General features: G+C 75.9%; 16 protein-coding genes. 7 read left to right on the top strand and 9 right to left on the bottom strand.

Going from position 1 to position 17,480, the window contains the following annotated elements:
* Positions 1-252: 252 nt before the first annotated feature.
* The 3 genes from MT994_RS11860 (at position 253) to MT994_RS11870 (ending at position 3,296) form a co-directional block, all read left to right on the top strand.
* Positions 253-1,344 carry a pirin family protein gene (locus MT994_RS11860; RefSeq protein ID WP_354806411.1) on the top strand — a complete coding sequence of 364 codons (1,092 nt, stop codon included), beginning with the start codon at positions 253-255 and terminating at the stop codon, positions 1,342-1,344.
* 23 nt (positions 1,345-1,367) lie between these two features.
* Positions 1,368-2,192 (top strand): DUF5926 family protein, encoded by an 825-nt coding sequence (locus MT994_RS11865; RefSeq protein ID WP_061267219.1) that lies wholly within the window; start codon positions 1,368-1,370, stop codon positions 2,190-2,192.
* 345 nt (positions 2,193-2,537) lie between these two features.
* Positions 2,538-3,296 carry a glycosyltransferase family 2 protein gene (locus MT994_RS11870; protein ID WP_051028312.1) on the top strand — a complete coding sequence of 253 codons (759 nt, stop codon included), beginning with the start codon at positions 2,538-2,540 and terminating at the stop codon, positions 3,294-3,296.
* 12 nt (positions 3,297-3,308) lie between these two features.
* On the opposite strand, the gene MT994_RS11875 is transcribed toward MT994_RS11870, so the two are convergent.
* Genes MT994_RS11875 through MT994_RS11905 form a run of 7 tightly spaced genes read right to left on the bottom strand, consistent with a single transcriptional unit; the run spans position 3,309 to position 8,468 of the window.
* Complete coding sequence (locus MT994_RS11875; RefSeq protein WP_354806412.1) at positions 3,309-3,875, bottom strand: GNAT family N-acetyltransferase; 567 nt, start codon at positions 3,873-3,875, stop codon at positions 3,309-3,311.
* Positions 3,872-4,213, bottom strand: a complete 342-nt coding sequence (locus MT994_RS11880) for a transcriptional regulator (protein WP_021482310.1) — start codon at positions 4,211-4,213, stop codon at positions 3,872-3,874. The genes MT994_RS11875 and MT994_RS11880 overlap by 4 nt, the downstream gene beginning before the upstream one ends.
* Entirely contained in the window at positions 4,210-4,635 is a 426-nt protein-coding gene (locus MT994_RS11885) for a hypothetical protein (protein WP_021482309.1), read from the bottom strand. Before MT994_RS11885 ends, MT994_RS11880 begins: the two co-directional genes overlap by 4 nt.
* Positions 4,636-4,653: 18 nt before the next feature.
* Positions 4,654-6,096 (bottom strand): sugar porter family MFS transporter, encoded by a 1,443-nt coding sequence (locus tag MT994_RS11890; RefSeq protein ID WP_354806413.1) that lies wholly within the window; start codon positions 6,094-6,096, stop codon positions 4,654-4,656.
* Between the two features lie 40 nt (positions 6,097-6,136).
* The gene (locus MT994_RS11895; protein ID WP_354806414.1) at positions 6,137-6,559 is read right to left on the bottom strand and encodes a sensory rhodopsin transducer; all 423 of its coding nucleotides are present in this window, start codon (positions 6,557-6,559) and stop codon (positions 6,137-6,139) included.
* Positions 6,556-7,329 carry an SDR family oxidoreductase gene (locus MT994_RS11900; RefSeq protein WP_354806416.1) on the bottom strand — a complete coding sequence of 258 codons (774 nt, stop codon included), beginning with the start codon at positions 7,327-7,329 and terminating at the stop codon, positions 6,556-6,558. Before MT994_RS11900 ends, MT994_RS11895 begins: the two co-directional genes overlap by 4 nt.
* Entirely contained in the window at positions 7,326-8,468 is a 1,143-nt protein-coding gene (locus MT994_RS11905; RefSeq protein ID WP_061267215.1) for a mandelate racemase/muconate lactonizing enzyme family protein, read from the bottom strand. The genes MT994_RS11900 and MT994_RS11905 overlap by 4 nt, the downstream gene beginning before the upstream one ends.
* A gap of 111 nt (positions 8,469-8,579) precedes the next feature.
* On the opposite strand from MT994_RS11905, the gene MT994_RS11910 reads away from it, so the two are divergent.
* Positions 8,580-9,221: a GntR family transcriptional regulator gene (locus tag MT994_RS11910; protein WP_021482493.1), complete on the top strand. Its 642-nt coding sequence runs from the start codon at positions 8,580-8,582 to the stop codon at positions 9,219-9,221.
* 122 nt (positions 9,222-9,343) lie between these two features.
* Positions 9,344-10,291, top strand: a complete 948-nt coding sequence (gene bsh / locus MT994_RS11915; RefSeq protein ID WP_021482494.1) for a choloylglycine hydrolase — start codon at positions 9,344-9,346, stop codon at positions 10,289-10,291.
* A gap of 4 nt (positions 10,292-10,295) precedes the next feature.
* On the opposite strand, the gene MT994_RS11920 is transcribed toward bsh, so the two are convergent.
* Positions 10,296-14,966: a hypothetical protein gene (locus MT994_RS11920; RefSeq protein WP_354806417.1), complete on the bottom strand. Its 4,671-nt coding sequence runs from the start codon at positions 14,964-14,966 to the stop codon at positions 10,296-10,298.
* A 171-nt stretch (positions 14,967-15,137) separates the two neighbouring features.
* Here MT994_RS11920 and MT994_RS11925 point away from each other — a divergent pair, with 171 nt between their 5' ends.
* Both MT994_RS11925 and MT994_RS11930 read left to right on the top strand, forming a co-directional pair.
* Positions 15,138-15,662, top strand: a complete 525-nt coding sequence (locus MT994_RS11925) for an FBP domain-containing protein (RefSeq protein WP_354806418.1) — start codon at positions 15,138-15,140, stop codon at positions 15,660-15,662.
* The gene (locus MT994_RS11930) at positions 15,662-16,228 is read left to right on the top strand and encodes a TetR family transcriptional regulator (RefSeq protein WP_222123557.1); all 567 of its coding nucleotides are present in this window, start codon (positions 15,662-15,664) and stop codon (positions 16,226-16,228) included. Before MT994_RS11925 ends, MT994_RS11930 begins: the two co-directional genes overlap by 1 nt.
* Positions 16,229-16,299: 71 nt before the next feature.
* Here MT994_RS11930 and MT994_RS11935 read toward each other — a convergent pair whose 3' ends face one another.
* Positions 16,300-17,433 (bottom strand): diacylglycerol kinase family protein, encoded by a 1,134-nt coding sequence (locus tag MT994_RS11935; protein ID WP_354806419.1) that lies wholly within the window; start codon positions 17,431-17,433, stop codon positions 16,300-16,302.
* Positions 17,434-17,480: the final 47 nt, after the last annotated feature.

Here is a 17,480-nt window from a genome sequence, read left to right on the forward strand (position 1 = left end):
AGGCCGACCGCGATCGGCGTCACCGCACCTGCCCGGGCACCCGGGCGGACGCGAGGGCGCCGGGCCGCCACGTCGCGAGCGGCGCCCCGACGGGCCACCCGGCCCGACCGCCCCGGGGTCGCGCGGACACGGCGAGGCCCCTCGGAATCCTGCTCCGAGGGGCCTCGTCCCCATTCTCCCGCGGGCACGGCTCGACGCGAAGACCGTCGACAGGCGCAGGACGGCTCCGCCCGGCGCGCCTACGCTCGTGCCATGAGCAACCTCGAGACCCGGCCCGAGGAGCGCGTCTGCTCGGCGGGCGCGCCCCACGACGACGGCGGAGGCGCCGCGGTCGAGATCCTCGAGCACCGGGACGTCCCGCTCGGGGGCACCCGGGCGATGCGCGTGCGGCGCACGATCCCGCAGCGTGCGCGGTCGCTCGTCGGCGCATGGTGCTTCCTCGACCACTACGGGCCCGACCCGCTGCCCGCGATCGGTGACGGCACGGACGGCATGCAGGTGCCGCCGCACCCCCACACGGGGCTCCAGACCGTCACGTGGCTGTTCGCCGGCGAGATCCTGCACCGCGACGCCGTCGGGTCGCTCCAGACGGTGCGGCCCGGCGAGCTCAACCTCATGACCGCGGGCCGCGGCATCTCGCACTCGGAGGAGTCGCCGCGCGGTGAGCGGCCCCCGGTCCTGCACGGCGTCCAGCTCTGGGTCGCGCTCCCGGGCGACCGCCTCGCGGACCCGCCCGCGTTCGAGCACCACGCCGACCTCCCCGTCGCCACGGTCGACGGCGCGCGCGTGCAGGTCTTCCTCGGCGCGCTCCGCGTGGGCGGCGCCGCCCTGCGCTCGCCCGCCACGACGTACACGCCGATCGTCGGGGCGCAGCTCGACCTCGCGCCCGGCGCGCGCGTCACGCTCGACGTGGACCCGACGTTCGAGCACGGCCTCCTCGTCGACGAGGGCGTCGTGCGGCTGGAGGGCTCGCCGGTGCCGCCGTCGTCGCTGGGGTACGTCGAGCCCGGCCGCACGACGCTCGTCGTCGAGGCGGGGCCGGACGCCCCGGCGCGGGCCGTGCTCGTGGGGGGCGAGCCGTTCGGCGAGGACATCGTCATGTGGTGGAACTTCGTGGGCCGCTCGCACGACGACGTCGCGCGCGCCCGCGCGGACTGGCAGGCCCAGCTCGTCGTCACGGGGGACCAGGGCCCGAACCGCGGCGGCACCCGGTACGCCGACGGCGCGCGCGAGCGCCGCTACGGCGAGGTCGTCGGGTACGACGGCGGACCCCTGCCCGCGCCCGCGCTGCCCGACGTCCGCCTGCGCCCGCGCACCCGGCCCGCCACGCCGCCGCGCCGGTAGGCCGCGCCAGTAGACTGCCGCGCATGGCCAAGAACACCACGCCCGACTTCGTGCTGCGCCCGTTCGAGGGGCTCCCCGGCGAGACCGACTGGGTCGCGATGCGCGAGGTCGTCCCCTCGGCCACCGCGACCGCGCGCACGACCGCCGAGCACGGGGCGCGCGACGTCCTCGTCGTGACGGTCCTGCCCGCCGGCTGGGCCGCGCTGCACCGCCAGGACGGCGCGATCCTCCTCGCCGTCCAGACCCTCGCCGGCTCGGGCGACACGAGCCGCGACCTCGCCGCCGCGCTCCTCGAGGCGATCGACGCCGAGCCCGGCACGTCCATCGAGACGAGCGCCCTGCCCGACGCCGGCCCGCGCCTGCAGGACGTGCTCGACCTCTCCGTCCCGTTCGACGTCACGGTGCACGAGGACTTCGCGTTCTGGCTCGACCCGTCGGCGGAGATCACGCCCGACCTGCGCGCCTCGCTCGACCAGGCGGCCGAGTCGATGGTGCCCACCGTCAAGCTCGACGCCGTCGAGTCGGCGTACTGGTGCCGCATGTCGCGCGAGTTCCTGCGCTGGGCCCGCCCCGAGCCGGAGGACGCGCTCATCGACGCGATCTCGCGCCTGCACGCGAAGCGCGAGTCCGGTCTCGCGGGCGGCAAGTTCGTCGGTGCCTTCCGGTCGAGCGGCCTGCTCGTCCCCGTGTGGGAGCTGCCCCGCGGCACGGAGGCGGACGAGCTCGAGGGCCCGGTCGCGGAGCTCGACGCGCGGCTCACCGAGGCGCTCGCGGTCACGGAGCCGCTCGACGCGAACGAGCGCCGTGCGCGCGCAGGCATCGTGTCCCGGCAGGTCACGCTCCGCTGACCCGGAGCAGGCTGATCCGCAGCCCCCGCGCGTGAGCGCACGACGCGGGAGCGCGACCACGCCGAGAGCCCGCCGACGCCCCTGTCGGCGGGCTCTCGCGTCGAGTAGGATCCGGGAGACCTGGGAACGCAGCCCGGTCGACCTGCGGAGATCCCGAGCGGATCCGCTGGTGGAACGACGACACATCTGCGGCCAACTCTTTGCACTACTAGGCTGGACGGCGTGAACGCGGACCATCGGTCGACCGATACGGGGAAGAACACGGGGAGTACCCCCACGAGCACGGCGAGCACGCCGCCGACGTACCTGTCGGCGTCCGGCACGCGGGCGCGCACGCCGCGCCCCGTGACCGGCGACGGACGCACGGGTCGCGCCGTCCGCCAGCGCGTCGCGGTGATCATCCCCGCGAAGGACGAGTCCCGCCGCATCGCCGCCACCGTGCGCGCCGCGAAGGCCATCCCGCACGTCGACCTCGTGCTCGTCGTCGACGACGGGAGCGAGGACGACACCCAGCACGTCGCGCGCGAGGCGGGCGCCGTCGTCGTGCGGCACTCCCACAACCGCGGGAAGGCCGCGGCCATGGAGACGGGCGCCGCCGTCGTCGCGATGCGTGACGCGGCCGACCGTCCGCCGCGCCTCCTGCTCTTCATCGACGGCGACCTCGGCGAGACCGCGGTGAACACCGCGCCGCTCGTCGCGCCCGTGCTCGACGGGTACGCCGACGTCGCCATCGCGCTGCTCCCGCCGCAGCCGGGCGCGGGCGGCCGGGGGATCGTCGTGGGGGCCGCGCGCCGCGCGATCCAGTCCCTCACGGGGTGGACCCCGACGCAGCCCCTCTCCGGGATGCGGTGCCTCACGCGCGAGGCGTTCGAGGCCGCGACGCCGCTCGCGCGCGGCTGGGGCGTCGAGACGGGCATGACGATCGACCTGCTCCGCAAGGGGTACGTGGCGGTCGAGGTGCCGTGCGACCTGCGCCACCGCGCGTCGTCGAACGACCTCAAGGGCCAGCTCCACCGCGCCGCCCAGTACCGCGACGTGCTGCTCGCGGTGAACGCGCGCAAGATGCGCTCCGCCGTCGACCGCGTGCGCGCGGGCGACCACTGACCGAGGCGGCGCTCAGGGCGTCGGCGTGCGGACCATGCCGTGCACGACGGGACCGTCGTGCACCTGCGTGGTCGCGGTGCGCACGAAGCCCAGCCGCTCGTAGAAGGTGACGTTGCGCGCGTCGGAGGTCTCGAGCGCGACGGGCGCGTCCCCGAGGGCGGGGTCGCGCAGGGCGGCCCGGCACACCGCGCTGCCGAGCCCGGTGCCCTGGAGCGACGGCAGGACCCCCACCGTCGCGAGCGTCCACGCGTCCGGCGGGGACGGCGGGAGCTCGGCGGCGGCCACGGCCTGCAGGCGCGGGCCGTGCAGCGCGGCGACGCGCTCCTGGACGTCATCGGGGGGAGCGGGGGCGTCGGGCGGCATGAGCGCGACGACGGCGTCCGCCGGGTCGTGGGCGACCACGATCCCGTGCGCGAGGGCGTGCTCGAGGTAGATCTTCTGGAGCGCGGCGAGACGCTCGGGGTAGTCGTCCTCCGGGACGGCCCAGCGGGTCCAGGGGTAGTCGTGGAACGCGGCGGCGAGGGTGCGGGCCGCGGCGGGGACGTCGGCGGCGGTGGCTCGACGGAACGTCGGCGTCATGGTGCGGTGCCTCTCGGGGTCGGGTCGGGCTGGGGCTCGATCGCACCGGTGCGGGCGATCTGCTCGAGGGTGCGCACGTGCTGCCGGAACGCGTCGAGCCCGCGGTCGCTGATGCGGACCCACGTGCGCGTCCGGCGTCCGGCGGCCTCCTTGCGGATCTCCACGAGGCCCGCGTCGGAGAGCGCGGTGAGGGCCTGGGAGAGGGACGAGTCGCTCAGCTCGACCAGGTCGGCCAGGAAGCGGAAGTCCGCGCTCTCGACGTTCGCCAGGGCGGCGAGGATCGAGAAGCGCACGGGCGAGTGGATGAGCGCGTCCAGGCCCTTGCGCGGGTGGCTCACCGGCGTGCGCTCGCGAACGCGCACGCCGCGAACGGGGACGCGGCGACGACGCCGGCGACGACCCACCAGGCGGGCGACGTCGCGCCGACGAGCTGGAGCGCCGGGTCGAGCATCACGAAGTACAGCACCGCCCAGGTGATGAGGGCGATGCCCATGTCGCGCACCCAGTGCCGGGGCGCCGTCCGGTGGTGCCGCGCGACGGCGGACCACAGCAGCGCGAGGACGACCACGAGCACCGTGGTGGCGGGCCACCACGGTGCGTCGAGGGCGTCGATCGCGATCGTGTACGCGAGGGCGGCGACGGCGTGCCCGACGCTGAGCCAGGGGTACCAGCGGGTCGCGCGGTGGGCCTGGGCGGCGACCTCCTCCGCCTGGCCGAGCTGACGACGGGCCTGCTCCGGGGTGATGGAGTTCTGGATCATGCAATCACTTTAACACTCCTAAAGTGATTGCTGTCCACCCGACGCGGTGTCCTCCCGCATCTCCTCGAGCGGGCGGTTCGCCGTCTCGGGCAGCGCGCGGAGCACGAGCACGAACGACGCCGCCGCGAACACCGCGTAGAGGGCGTAGCTGCCGGGGAGCGACAGGTCCCGGAGCGAGGGGAACGTGAGGTTGACGGCGATGCCCGCCGCCCAGTTCGCGGCGGCGGCGAGCGACGCGGCGCGGGCGCGCAGCAGGTTGGGGAACATCTCCCCGACGAGGATCCACACCACCGGACCCCACGAGACGGCGAAGGCCACGACGAAGACGTTCGCCGCGACCAGGGTCACGACGCCCCACGCGTCGACGAACGCGACGCCGTCCGCGGTCTGCTGCGCCTGGGCGAACCCGGTCGCCATGACGGCCAGGGCGACCGTCATGCCCACCGACCCCACGAGCAGCAGGCGACGCCGACCCACGCGGTCGACGAGGAAGATCGCGACGACGGTCGCCGCGACGTTGACGAGCGACGTGAGGGCCGAGAGCCAGAAGGCCTGCTGCTCGCCGAAGCCCACCTGCGCCCAGAGCGACGTCGAGTAGTAGAAGATGACGTCGATCCCGACCAGCGCCTGGAGCGCGGCGAGCGCGATCCCCAGCCAGACGATGGGCTTGAGGCGGCCCGGGCCGGAGAACAGGTGGGACCACGCCGGCCGCGCCTCGTGGAGCGTCCCCTCGATGGTCGCGACGCCCAGCAGCGCGTCGCCCTCCGGGACGCGGTGGAGGCGGCGCAGCGTGCGGGCGGCGCCGTCCCGGTCGCCGCGCATCACGAGGTACCGCGGCGACTCGGGCAGCAGGACCGCCGCGACCACGTACGCGAGCGACGGCACGACCGCGACGAGGAACATCCACCGCCAGGCGGGCAGGCCGAGGGCCAACTCCGCCTCGGCCCCGCCCGCCGCGCGGACGAGGAACGCGTTCGAGACGAGCGCGGCGAAGATGCCCAGGACGATCGACATCTGCTGCGCCGTCGCGAGCCGCCCGCGCAGCCGGGCGGGGGCGATCTCGGCGATGTAGAGCGGGGCGACGACGGACGCCATCCCCACCCCGACGCCCCCCAGGAAGCGCCACAGCGCGAGGGTCGGGCCGTCGTGCGCGACGGCGCACAGCACCGACGTGGTGACGAACAGGGTCCCGGCGACCATCATGAGGCGCCGTCGCCCGAAGCGGTCCGCGATCGTGCCCGCGGAGAAGGCGCCCACGGCCGCGCCGAGGAGCGCGCTCGCGACGATCACCCCGACGAGCGCGCTCCCGACGCCGAGCTCGGCCTTGAGAGCGTCGACGGCGCCGTTGACCACGGCCGTGTCGAAGCCGAACATGAACCCGCCCAGCGCCGCCCCGACGGTCGACGCGACGACGAGCGGGGTGAGGGCGCCGTGGCCGAGCCGGCCCGTCGCGGCGTTCACGGCGTGCCCCGGCGGGCGGTCGTCGGGGTGGAGGTCTGCGTCATCGGAGGTCCTCTCGGAAGGTGTCGACGGGGTGGGCGATCGTGCTGAACAGGGCGTTGGCGGCCTGCCGCGAGTCGAGCCGCGTGTGCTGGACGACGACCGGCGCCGACGCGACGACGACGGCCGAGTAGTCGGTGCCGCGGGGCACGGGCTCGGGGTCGTCGAGGTCGTTGAGCGTCACGTGGCGCACCCGCTCGGCGGGCACCACCGCGACGTAGGGGCCGGCCGGCGGGCGGTCGGCGAAGTAGAGCCGGATCTCGACGCGCGCGTCGTCGGGGCCGGCGTTGAGCAGGCACAGGCTCTCGTGGCTCGCGAGGGTCGGGTCGTCGCCCGTGCCGTACGGCGGGATCCAGCCGTCGCCGATCGCCCAGCACGTCGCCCCGACCCGGGGGCGACGTGCCGGGGCGTCCGGCGCGCTCATACGCTGATCGACGACTTGGCGAGGACGCCGCCGTCGCACCCGACGAGCGACCCGGTCGTGTACGACGAGCGGTCCGACAGCAGCCAGAGCACGGGCTCGGCGATCTCCTCGGGCCGCGCGAGCCGACCCAGCGGGACCTCGTGCTCGATCTGCGCGCGCGTCGCGGCGATCTCGTCGGTGGGCACGTTGGCCCACATGAGGGGGGTCTCCGTCGGGCCGGGGACGATCGCGTTCACCCGGACCCCGTGGCGCGCGTAGTCGACCGCGAGGGTGCGGACCATGGACGACACCGCGCCCTTCGAGGCGCCGTACGCCGTCGCGCCCCCGGCCGCGAAGCCGACCGTCGCGGCGGGCGAGCTGCACAGCACGACGCTCCCGCCGTCGCCGTCGATCATCGCGCGCAGCACCTCGCGCACGACGAGGAACGTGCCCGTCACGTTGACGTCGAGCACGCGGCGCCACGTGGCCGGGTCGAGCTCGTGCGCCGCCCCGCCCACGTCGATCCCGGCGCCCGCGAAGAGGCCGCGCAGCGGCGGTCCGGATTCCGCGACCGTCCCGACCGCCGCCGCGACGGCGGCGGCGTCGGTCACGTCGAGCACGTGCGCGCGCCCGTCCCCGCCCGCCTGCCGGGCGAGGTCCACGGTGGCCGCGGCGCCGTCGGGGTCGAGGTCGAGCACGTGCACGAACCAGCCGTCGCGCGCCGCGCCCACGGCGACCGCGCGGCCGATCCCCGACGCCGCGCCCGTCACGACGAGCGACCGCGGGCTCACGACGCGCTCCCGAGCAGCGCGTCGACGTCGCAGTAGCGCGCGAGGCGGTCGCGGTCGAGCGTGATGCCGAGGCCCGGGCCGTCCGGGATCGGGAGCATCCCGTCCGCGTCGAGCGTCCAGCGGTCGGTCGTCAGGTCGTCGATGTAGGGCGAGCCGGTGACGTACTCGACGAGGTCCGTGTCCGGCAGGGCGGAGGCGAGCTGGAGGTCCGTGGCGAGCCCGACGGCGGTGTTCCACCCGTGCGGCACGAGCTTGACGCCGTGGTCGTGCGCGGACCACGCGATGCGCCGCAGCTCGCTCGTCCCGCCGACCTTCGTGACGTCGGGCTGCACGATGTCGAGGGCGCCGCCCTCGATCCACGGCTGGAACGCCTGCCGACGCGTGAGCACCTCGCCGCCCGAGATCGGCACGGGCGAGCGCCGGCGCAGGTGCGTGTAGTCCTCGATCGCGTCCGGCGGGAGCGGCTCCTCGAACCACGCGACGCCGTACGCGTCGAGCATGCGCGCGGTGCGCAGGGCCCACTTGTAGCCCTGGCTCCACGCGCTGTCGCTGCCGCCCGCGTCGACCATGAGCATCGCGTCGGGGCCGACGGCGTCGCGCGCCGCGGCGACGATGCGCTCGTCGAGCCGCTCGTCGACCCGGCCGAAGGGACCCCAGCCGATCTTGAACGCGGTCCACCCCTCGGCGCGCAGCGCGGTGAGGTGGTCGCGCAGCGCGTCGGGCTGGTCCATGAGCAGGGACGCGTACGGGCGCACCCGGTCGCGGTACCGCCCACCGAGGAGGCGCCCGACGGGCTGGCCCGTCGCCTGGCCGAGGAGGTCCCACAGCGCGGTGTCGACGCCGCTGATCGCGTGCGTGATCGACCCGCCGCGGCCCATCCAGAACGTCGTGCGGTGCAGGCGCTCGCTCGTGCGCTCGGGCTCCAGCGCGTTCGCCCCCAGGAGCAGGGGCCGCAGGACGTCGAGCGCGCCGCGCACGAGGTCCTCGGTGGTGAACACGCTGCCGACGCCGACGAGACCCTCGTCGGTGTGGACGGCGACGAGGGTGTGCACGACGTCGTCCTGCCGCAGCTCCTCCTGCCAGCCGCCCTCGGGGGTGGCGCCGCGCAGCCCGGCGGCGGTGATGGCGGTGATCCTCATGGGTGTCCTCTCGTCGGTGCCGTGGACCGCGACTCTAGGTCGCTCGATGGTAGATGGTCAACCATCGGCCACCCACTAGGGTAGAGCCCTCCCGAGTGAGAGGTCGCCGTCGTGCCCGTCCTGCCCGCATCGCCGCCCGAGTCCCGGCGCGACTGGGTCCTGCGCCACCTGCGCGAACGCATCGCCTCCGGCGACCTGGCCGCCGGGGACCGCCTCGTCGAGCGCGACCTCTCCGCCGCCTACGGCATCAGCCGCGGCCCGGTGCGCGAGGCGATCATGGTGCTCGAGCAGGAAGGGCTCGTCGTCTCCCACCCGTACCGCGGCGCCGTCGTGGTGGACATCTCCCAGGAGGAGATCGCCGAGATCCTCGTCCCGGTGCGGACCGTCATCGAGAAGGTCGCGTTCCGCTCGGCGGCGCGTGCGCAGGACCCCGCGCTCCTGGACGCGCTCGACCGCACGGTGGCGGCGATGGAGCGCGCGGCGGACCCGCTCGACGCCCGTCGCCTCGCCGACCTCGACCTCGAGTTCCACGAGGCGGTGATCGCCGCCGCGAGCCACACGCAGTCGCTGCAGATCTGGCGGCTCATCCAGCCGCGCGTCCGCGCGTACTTCGTCCGCGACGCGCCGCACCACGAGGACCCGCACGCCGTCGTCGAGCAGCACCGGGACCTGCTCGCGGCGCTGCGGTCGGCCGACCCGGACCGCGCGGAGCGGGCGGTCGAGGAGCACATCGCCGTCTACCTGCAGCCCTGAGCAGCGCCCCGGCCGGTGGCCCCGATCGGTGCCCGGACGCACCATGGGAGGACGGGGCACGACGTCGTGACCCGGCGGCGCGCGGTCCCGCGTGCCGCGCCGACGACGACGGGGGCAGCGCGATGTGCACAGGGATCAGGTTCTCGGACGACCAGGGCAGCGTGTACCTGGCACGCAACCTCGACTGGACGAGCGGCTACGGGCAGCAGGTCGTGGTGACGCCCACGGGCTACGCGCCACGCTCGCCGTTCGGTGCCGTGCGCGCGATCGAGCACGCGGTCATCGGCATGGGCATCGTGGAGGAGGACACCCCGCTCTACTTCGACTGCGGCAACGACGCGGGCCTGGCCGTCGCGGGGCTCAACTTCCCGGGCTACGCGGCCTACGCGCCCGGGCCGGTCGACGGCGCGGTCAACGTCGCCGCGTTCGAGCTCCCGCTGTGGGTGTGCGCGCAGTTCGCGAGCGTGGACGAGGTGGAGGCGGCCCTGGCGGACGTGGTGGTCGTCGACCGGCCCATCAACGAGAAGTACCCCAGCTCGATGCTGCACTGGATCGTCGCCGACGCGCAGCGCGCGATCGTGCTCGAGCACACGGCGGACGGCCTGCACGTGTTCCAGGACGACGTCGACGTGCTCACGAACCAGCCCGGGTTCGACTGGCACCACGAGAACCTGCGCAACTACCTCAACGTCTCGCCCGACTTCCCCGAGGACACGGTCGTGGGCCGGGCCCACCTCGCCCCGTTCGGCTCGGGCTCGCACATGCGCGGCGTCCCCGGCGACTACTACTCGCCGTCCCGGTTCGTCCGGGCCGCGTACGTCAACTCCCACTACCCGACGAAGGGCACCGAGGAGGAGAACGTCAGCCGCGCCTTCCACACGCTGCAGCAGGTCGCGATGGTCGACGGCTGCGCCGCGATGGGGTCGGGCGAGTTCGAGATCACGGTGTACACCGGGCTCTTCTCGTCCCGCACCTCGACGTACTACTGGAACACCTACGAGGACCCGGCGATCCGGAGCGTCGCCCTCGGTGACCACGCCACGGGCGGCACGGAGCTCGTGCTCGTCTAGCGCGTCACGACGCGGCGCTCTCGACGCGCGACGCGGAGTCCGCCCCGGTGCGCTCGTCCGGGTCCTCGCGCTCGCCCTCGGCCGTGCCGTCGGCCTCGTCCGCCGCGTGGAGCGCGGCGACGGTGAGCAGCGGCACCGCCGGGATGAGCGCGATGAGCGCGATCCGCACGCCGAAGTCGTTGACGAGGGAGCCCGCGACGGCCACGATCCACAGGGCCAGCAGGGTCGGGCGCACCAGCGGCCACGCGGCCTCCGTCCGCGCGAACCAGCGCGGCGTGAAGCGTCGGGGCCAGAACAGCAGCAGCGCGGCCGCGACGAGCACGGCGATCGTCAGCCACACCGGCACCCCGCCGAGCACGGACCGTGCCGCGTAGCCCGCCTTGCGCAGCAGCGTCTCCCACGCCGACCCGTCGACGACCTGCCCGACGAACCGGCCCAGGTGCGAGCGCTCGTCGGCCGGGCGCAGCCAGTCGAGCACGCCGACGGCGGCGACGAGCGCGACGCCCGCCGTGGCGACGAGCAGGAAGCGGCGCCACGTGACGCGCGCGCCCGAGGCGGCGAGGCCCAGCACCGCGAACGCGGGCACGACGACGAGGCCGCCGCCCAGGTCGGCGCCGAGCGTCGGCCACACGTCCACGACCATCGTCACGAGGCCGATGACGCCCACCGTCGCCGCGGCGGCGTACCGGTGGCCGCGTGCGACGAGCCACTGCGCGAGCGCCGCGGCGACGACGAGCGCCGCGACCGCGTACACGGAGAACGTCGGGTTCCCGAACCCGTAGAACCGGGCGCCGAACGTGGGTGCCGAGCCGAGCGGGCTCGCCCGGTTGAGCGGGGTGCCGACGAGCGCGTCGAGCGTGAGCACGGCGAACGTGATGCCCGCGACGATCCCGGGCCCGAGCCACACCGGCCGACGCGGGGCGAGCGCGCCCAGGCCGGCGACGGCCGCCGTCGCGAGGACCGTGGAGACGACGATCGCGAGGGTCTGGTTCCCGAACCGCCACCAGCCCGTGAGCGACACGAGGAAGGCGGCGGTGGGCACCGCGGCGACGACGAGCGCGGACCCGCGGGCCCAGTGCGCCGCCCGCGCCCAGCGGGCGCGCGCACGGTCGCCCGTCGCGCGCGCGGCGCGCGGCGCGAGCAGGAGGCAGAGCCCGGCGATCACGAGCCCCGCGTAGAGCGGCACGTCGACGAACGCGGTGTAGACGGCGCGGCGCACGTGGTCGCGGGTCGTGAGATCGGCGAGGGCGTCGGCGGTCGACGTCGCGTCGGCCGGGCGCGGCGAGCCCCAGGCCAGGGGGGTGTCCTGGATCCGCGCCGGCGTGGCGGCGCCCGCGGCGTCGAGCACCGTCGCGGGGACGTCGAGCACGCGCGCGACGCCGTCGGTCCGGGTGGCGGCGCTCGTCAGGTAGCGCGACTGGTCGGGGCCGTCGGACGACGGGCGCACGAGCGTCGTGCCGAGCGCGGGCCGCGTGCCGGGCGTCCCGGCGACGTCCACGACGAGCACGGTCGTGCCGCTCGGAGCGGCGTCGAGCACGGCGCCGACGGTCGCGTCGACCGCGGTGAGGCGGTCGGCGCGCAGGGTGCTGCGCAGCGTGGCGCGCTCGTCCGCCGGGAGGTCGGGGTCGACGACCGGCGGGGTCGCGTCGCCCGCGTCGACGACGGTCACGGGGCACGCGAACGCGTCGGAGCCGGGTGCGGTCGCGTCCGCGAGGTCCCGGTAGCGCGCGACCTGGCCCGCGGAGTCCGCGAGCGCGACCGCCGCGCCGGGGCCCACCGCCGTCGCGCACACCGCGCCGTCGGCGCCGGCCGCGGCGAGCGCGTCGCCGAGGACGCCGAGGCGCGCCTGGTAGCCCGAGCCGCGCTGGAGCGCGACCAGGTCGTCCCAACCCTCGACCTGCGCCCCGTCCGCGCCGTCGGGGGCGGGCTGCGCCGTCGGGCACGCCCACGCGCCGTCGGGCGCGCGCTCGGTCGCGACCTCGGCGAGCTGCCCCGCGGAGAGCGCGAGCCAGCCGCCGACGGTGCAGCGGCTCGCCGCGCCCGTGGGCTGGGAGACGCCGCCGGCGCCCGCGCCGTCGGTGAGCAGGGCGTGGAGGGTCGGCGTGGCGGACGACGTGACGTCGCTCCACGTGACGCCCGTGGTCCCGACGACGACGACCGGCCGGTCCGTCGCGATCGCGTCGGAGCGGGTCACCGACGCCTCGCCGCCCGCCGGGGCGGCGCTGGCCGCCGGTCGGAGCCCCGTCGAGGCGAGCACCGTGGCGGCGAGCAGGACGACGAGCAGGAGCCCGCCCCCCACCGTCGCGAGCATCGTCGGCATGCGCCGGATCCCCGGCTCGGGAACGGCTCCCGCGATCTGCCGGGGAGCGGGCCGCGCGAGGAACCCCGGGACGATCATCGCGGTCGCGACCACCACGACCATGACGGCGATGATGACGCCCGAGTCGTTGAGGACGGAGCCGACGCCCGCGACGACGACGAGCGCGACGACGAGCGGGCGCAGCACGGGCCAAATCTCGTAGGCCCGCGCGACCTCCGGGAGGCGGAAGCGCTCGGGGCGCAGCACGGCGACGGCCACCAGGACCACCAGCACCGCGGCGACCGCGCCGAGCGGGTTCGCGAGGGTCGCCCACGCGCCGAGCGCCTTGCGGCCGATCACGTCGAGCGCGGCGCCGTCCACGACGGACTGGACGAACCCGCCGAGGTGGGACCGCCCGCCCGGCAGCAGCCAGTCGACGACCGCGACGACCACGACCACGAGCACCGTCGCGAGCGCGACGACGAGCGCGCGCAGCCACGTGATGCGGATGCGGCCCACGAGGAGCGCGAGGACGGCGAACGCGGGGACGAGGGCGAGGATGCCGCCGAAGTCGGCGCCGAACGCGGGCCAGCCGTCGATGACGACCGTGACGACCCCGACGGCGACGACGGACCAGGCCGCGAGCCGGCGTCGTCCGCGGGCGGTCGCGGCCGACGCGAGGCCGCCCGCCAGCACGAGGGCGGCGACGGCGTACACGGCGAAGGTCACGTTGTTGAAGCCGTAGAAGCGCGTGAAGCCCACGACGGCGGACGTCCCGAGCAGGGACGCCTGCTGGAGCGTCGTGCCGGTCGCGCCGTCGACGGTGAGCACGAGCCACGTCACCCCCGCGAGGGCCGACGGCAGCGCCCAGGGGCGCCGCGGGAGGAGACGTGAGACGACCCACGCGACGAGGGCGACGACGACCGCGCTCACCGCGAGCGCCAGCGTGAGCGCCGGGGCGGGCGCGCTCCACACCCACCAGCGGGACAGGCTCGCGAGCGACGCCGCGACGGGAGCCGCCGCGACCACCATGAGCACGGCGGAGAGCACGCGCAGGCCGCGCGGCCCCGGGCCGGGCTCGCGGCCGCGGCGGACGGCGGCGCGGCGCGCCCACAGGACGCCGCCGAGCGCGACGACCAGGGTGGCGACGAGGAGGCCCACGAGCACGGGGTAGAGCGTGGGGATGGTGCTCGTGAGGACGTTGAGGTACTGCCGGTTCTCGACCGTCCGGGCCACGTCCATGCGCCGGACCTCGCCCTGCTCGAGCGCGGCGCCCTCGAGCCCCTCGGTGCTGCCGCCCGCCGACTCCACGACGGTCGCCGTCAGGTCGGTGAGCTGGACGATGCCGTCCTTCTGCGTGCTCGGCGAGTGGAGCCACCGGCTCGTCGGCTGCCCCTTGCGCCAGTCGACGACGACCTGGAGCCCCGTCTCGCCGACCGGTCCGGCGGACACGCCGGCCACGACGACGCGCGTGCCCCGATCGACCTCGTCCATGATCCGGGCGAGGGCCTCGTCGAGCTCGTCGAGGCTCTCCCCGCGCCCGGTGGCCGAGTCGACGATCTCGCCCTGGTCGACGACCGTCACGTCGCACGCGTCGAGGCCGCCGGCGGGGAGGGCGGCGAGCGAGGGCGTGTACCGCTCGACGTGACCGACGGCGTCTGCGAGCATCACCGCGGCACCCGGCCCGACGGCGGTCGTGCAGACGCCCGTCCCGGCGATCCGGGCTGCGGCGGTCCCGGGGTCGTGCCGTGCCGCCTGCGCGGGCGTCTCCTCCGTGGCAGGCGCCGTGAGGACGGCCCAGCCGGGGACGTCCGCGGGGCGTGCGTCGGGCGTGGTCGTGCCGGTCGTCGCGACGGCGGGCACGGGCACGGGGAGGCAGCCGCTCGCCGGCTCCTCGGCGTCGGCGGGGAGCGGCTCCGCGGGCTGCTCCGCCGTCTGGGCCGAGACCATGCGCCCCGCCGACAGCGTGAGCCACGCGTCGGTCGTGCACACCGTGCGCCCGAGGTTGAGCGACGCGACGGACCCCGTCCGGATCATCGACCACAGCGTGGGCGTCGCGGTGGGGGAGACGTCGCTCCAGTACAGGCCGGCCACCGCGACCAGGACGACGGGCCGCGGGTCGTGCGTCGGCGCGGCGGCGAGCGGGCTCGCGGTCTCGGCGACGCCGGCCGCTGTGCCCGGGCCTCCCGACGCGACCGCCGGGGGCGCCCCGGTCGTCGCCGCCGCGGTGGTCGCCGTTGCCGGGCCCGCCGTCGCGAGGAGCGTCAGCAGCAGCGCGACGGCGGTGGCGAGCGCCGCCGTCCGCCGCCCGAGGCCCCGGTCCCGGCGGACGGGCTGGGTGCGGGCAGGGGGGAGCGCGGCGGCCGGGAACGTCACCGGACCAGCCTACGGGGGCGCGACGCGCCGCCCCCGACCGCCCCGGCCGCGTCCGCGCAGGTCCGCGCGCGACGCTCACGCGGCCTCCACGGGGGCTGCGCGCAATCTTCTGGACGGGCAGACTTGGGAACGTGTACAAATTGTATCCATGTACAAGTTGAAGGAGCGACGGTGCGTGCGCTGACCCGCGCCGAGGCGCGGTCCGCGATCGTCAACGTCGACCCGGCGGAGGGGAAGGTCCGCCTGCCCGGCCACTTCGACGCGCTGCGCTGGGAGGAGCTCGACTACCTCGGGTGGCGCGACCCGCGCGCGCCCTCCCGCGCGTTCCTCGTCGCGGACGTCGACGGGCGCGCGGTCGGGGCGCTCCTGCGCCAGAGCCCGAGCCACGCCGAGGCCGGGTCGCGCGCCGTGATGTGCGCCCTGTGCCGCTTCTCGCGGCGCTTCAACGAGGTCGCGCTGTTCGCGGCGCACCGGCCGTCGCGCGACCCGCGGAAGCGGCTCAGCAGCGTGGGCCTCCTGCTGTGCACCGACCTCGACTGCCATCGCAACGTCCGGACCGTCCGGTCCGGCGGTCCGCTCGACCCCCCTCCCGACGAGGTCGTGCGGACTCGTCGGGAGGGCCTGCGTGCGCGTACCGTCGCGTTCCTGCACACCCTGACCGCCGGCGCCCCGACGGCGCGGACGAGGAGTCGTTGATGGCCTACCTGCCGCGCGCGGAGCGTCGGGACTCCATCGTCGCGGCAGCGGCGGCCGTCGTGCGCCGCGACGGGCTCGGCGCCGTCACCGCGCGCGTCGTCGCCGACGAGCTCGGCGGGTCACCCGGGCAGATCCACCACCACTTCGCGTCGACCGACGAGCTCGTCGCCGAGGCGTGGCGGCGGTACGCCGACGTCGAGATCGGCGCCTTCGAGGAGGCTGCCCGCGGCCGCTCCGCCCGTGCCGCGCTCGAGCTCTTCTTCGAGGACCTGCTCGGGCCCGACGGTGACGGCCAGGCGCTCGCCCGGTGGGCGGAGGCCGGGGCGCACGCGCAGCTGCGGCCCGCCGTCGCGCGGGCGTACGTGGAGACGCTCGGGCTCCTGACCGACGTCCTGGCGGACGTCCTCGGCGACCGCGGCGACGCGCGACGTCGGGAGGCCGCGGGACGGCTGCTCATGGTCGGCGTCGGCCTCGCGGGCCTCACCCGCGTCGGCGGGGAGCGGGTCGTCCCGCCGGCGGCCGTCATGCGGTCGGCGATCGACGCGGAGACGGCCCGCGCGGACTGACCGCGTGGACCGACCGCGTGGACCGACCGCGGCGCCGACCGCGGACCGGGCCTGTCGCCCGCCGCCGCGCGTCAGGCCGTGCGCACCACGAGGGCACCGGGGTCGACGCGCGTCTCGATCTCGACGGCGAGGCCCAGCACGTCGCCGTCGACCTGCGCCTGCTCGCCCTCCTCGACGCGCACCCGGACCTGCCGGGCGCGCGCGTGGTCGATGCGCCCGATCTTGGCGGGCAGGTCGTTCCGCACGCCGAGGCCCTGCATGACGACCTCGCCGAAGAGCTGCGCCCACCCCACGACGCCGCCGCGCGTGTCGACCGCGGCGACGTCGAGCACGCCGTCGTCGATCACGGCGTCGGGCAGGAGCGTGATGCCGCCGGGGAGCCGCCCGCAGTTGCCGATCATGATGGAGCGCAGCCGCGCGTCGACGGGCGGTGAGTCGTCGAGCTGGATGCGGGCCCGCATGCGCCGGCCGTGCAGGTGGCGGATCCCGGCGACGAAGTACGCGACCCAGCCGACCTTGGCCTTGAGCTCGTCGTCGGCGTCGGCGACCATCGCGGCGTCGAACCCGAGGCCCGCGATGACGAGGAAGATGTGCTCCTTGCCGGGCTCCCGGACGGGGTCGAGGGTCGTGCCCTCCACGTCCCCGGGGCCCGCAGGGTCCGCGTACCGCAGGACCGTGACCCAGCCGACGTCGATCGGGCGGTCCGACCCCGCGATCACGACGGCGAGCGCCGCGCGAGCGTCGCCCACGGGCAGGTCGAGGTTGCGCGCGAGAAGGTTGCCGGTGCCGACGGGCACGAGGCCCATCGTGCGGCCGCTGCCGACCATGCCCTCCGCGACCGCCCGCACGGTGCCGTCCCCGCCCACGGCGACGACGACGTCCGCCCCCTCGGCGAGCGCGGCACGGGTCTGCCCGACGCCCGGGTCGGCGACCGTCGTCTCGAACCACAGCGGGTCCGGGAGCGCGGCGTCGGCGAAGGCGCGGCGCACCACGGCCTCCAGCCCGACGACGTCGGGCTTCGACGGGTTGGCGACGAACGCGACGAGCTCGCGCGGGTCGTCGTCGGGGGGCGTCTCCTCGACGGGGAGATCCCCGCCGTGCGCGCGCCGCAGGCGCGACTGCTGGGCGCGCAGCCCTAGCGCGACGACGAGGGCCACGACGGCGACGGCGAGCGCCGCGATCGCGACCCAGAGGGTCCAGGCCATGGCGACACCGTATCGGGGTCGTGGCTGTGGAGGACCACGACCGCCGC

The organism is Cellulosimicrobium sp. MI9406 (assembly GCF_040595865.1).
In the GTDB taxonomy this organism is placed as follows: domain Bacteria; phylum Actinomycetota; class Actinomycetes; order Actinomycetales; family Cellulomonadaceae; genus Cellulosimicrobium; species Cellulosimicrobium funkei.

Coding starts and splice junctions, on each gene's coding strand:
- MT994_RS11860 (WP_354806411.1), top strand. CDS start 253: ATGAGCAACCTCGAGACCCGGCCCGAGGAGCGCGTCTGCTCGGCGGGC.
- MT994_RS11865 (WP_061267219.1), top strand. CDS start 1,368: ATGGCCAAGAACACCACGCCCGACTTCGTGCTGCGCCCGTTCGAGGGG.
- MT994_RS11875 (WP_354806412.1), bottom strand. CDS start 3,875: ATGACGCCGACGTTCCGTCGAGCCACCGCCGCCGACGTCCCCGCCGCG.
- MT994_RS11885 (WP_021482309.1), bottom strand. CDS start 4,635: ATGATCCAGAACTCCATCACCCCGGAGCAGGCCCGTCGTCAGCTCGGC.
- MT994_RS11895 (WP_354806414.1), bottom strand. CDS start 6,559: ATGAGCGCGCCGGACGCCCCGGCACGTCGCCCCCGGGTCGGGGCGACG.
- MT994_RS11905 (WP_061267215.1), bottom strand. CDS start 8,468: ATGAGGATCACCGCCATCACCGCCGCCGGGCTGCGCGGCGCCACCCCC.
- bsh (WP_021482494.1), top strand. CDS start 9,344: ATGTGCACAGGGATCAGGTTCTCGGACGACCAGGGCAGCGTGTACCTG.
- MT994_RS11930 (WP_222123557.1), top strand. CDS start 15,662: ATGGCCTACCTGCCGCGCGCGGAGCGTCGGGACTCCATCGTCGCGGCA.
- MT994_RS11935 (WP_354806419.1), bottom strand. CDS start 17,433: ATGGCCTGGACCCTCTGGGTCGCGATCGCGGCGCTCGCCGTCGCCGTC.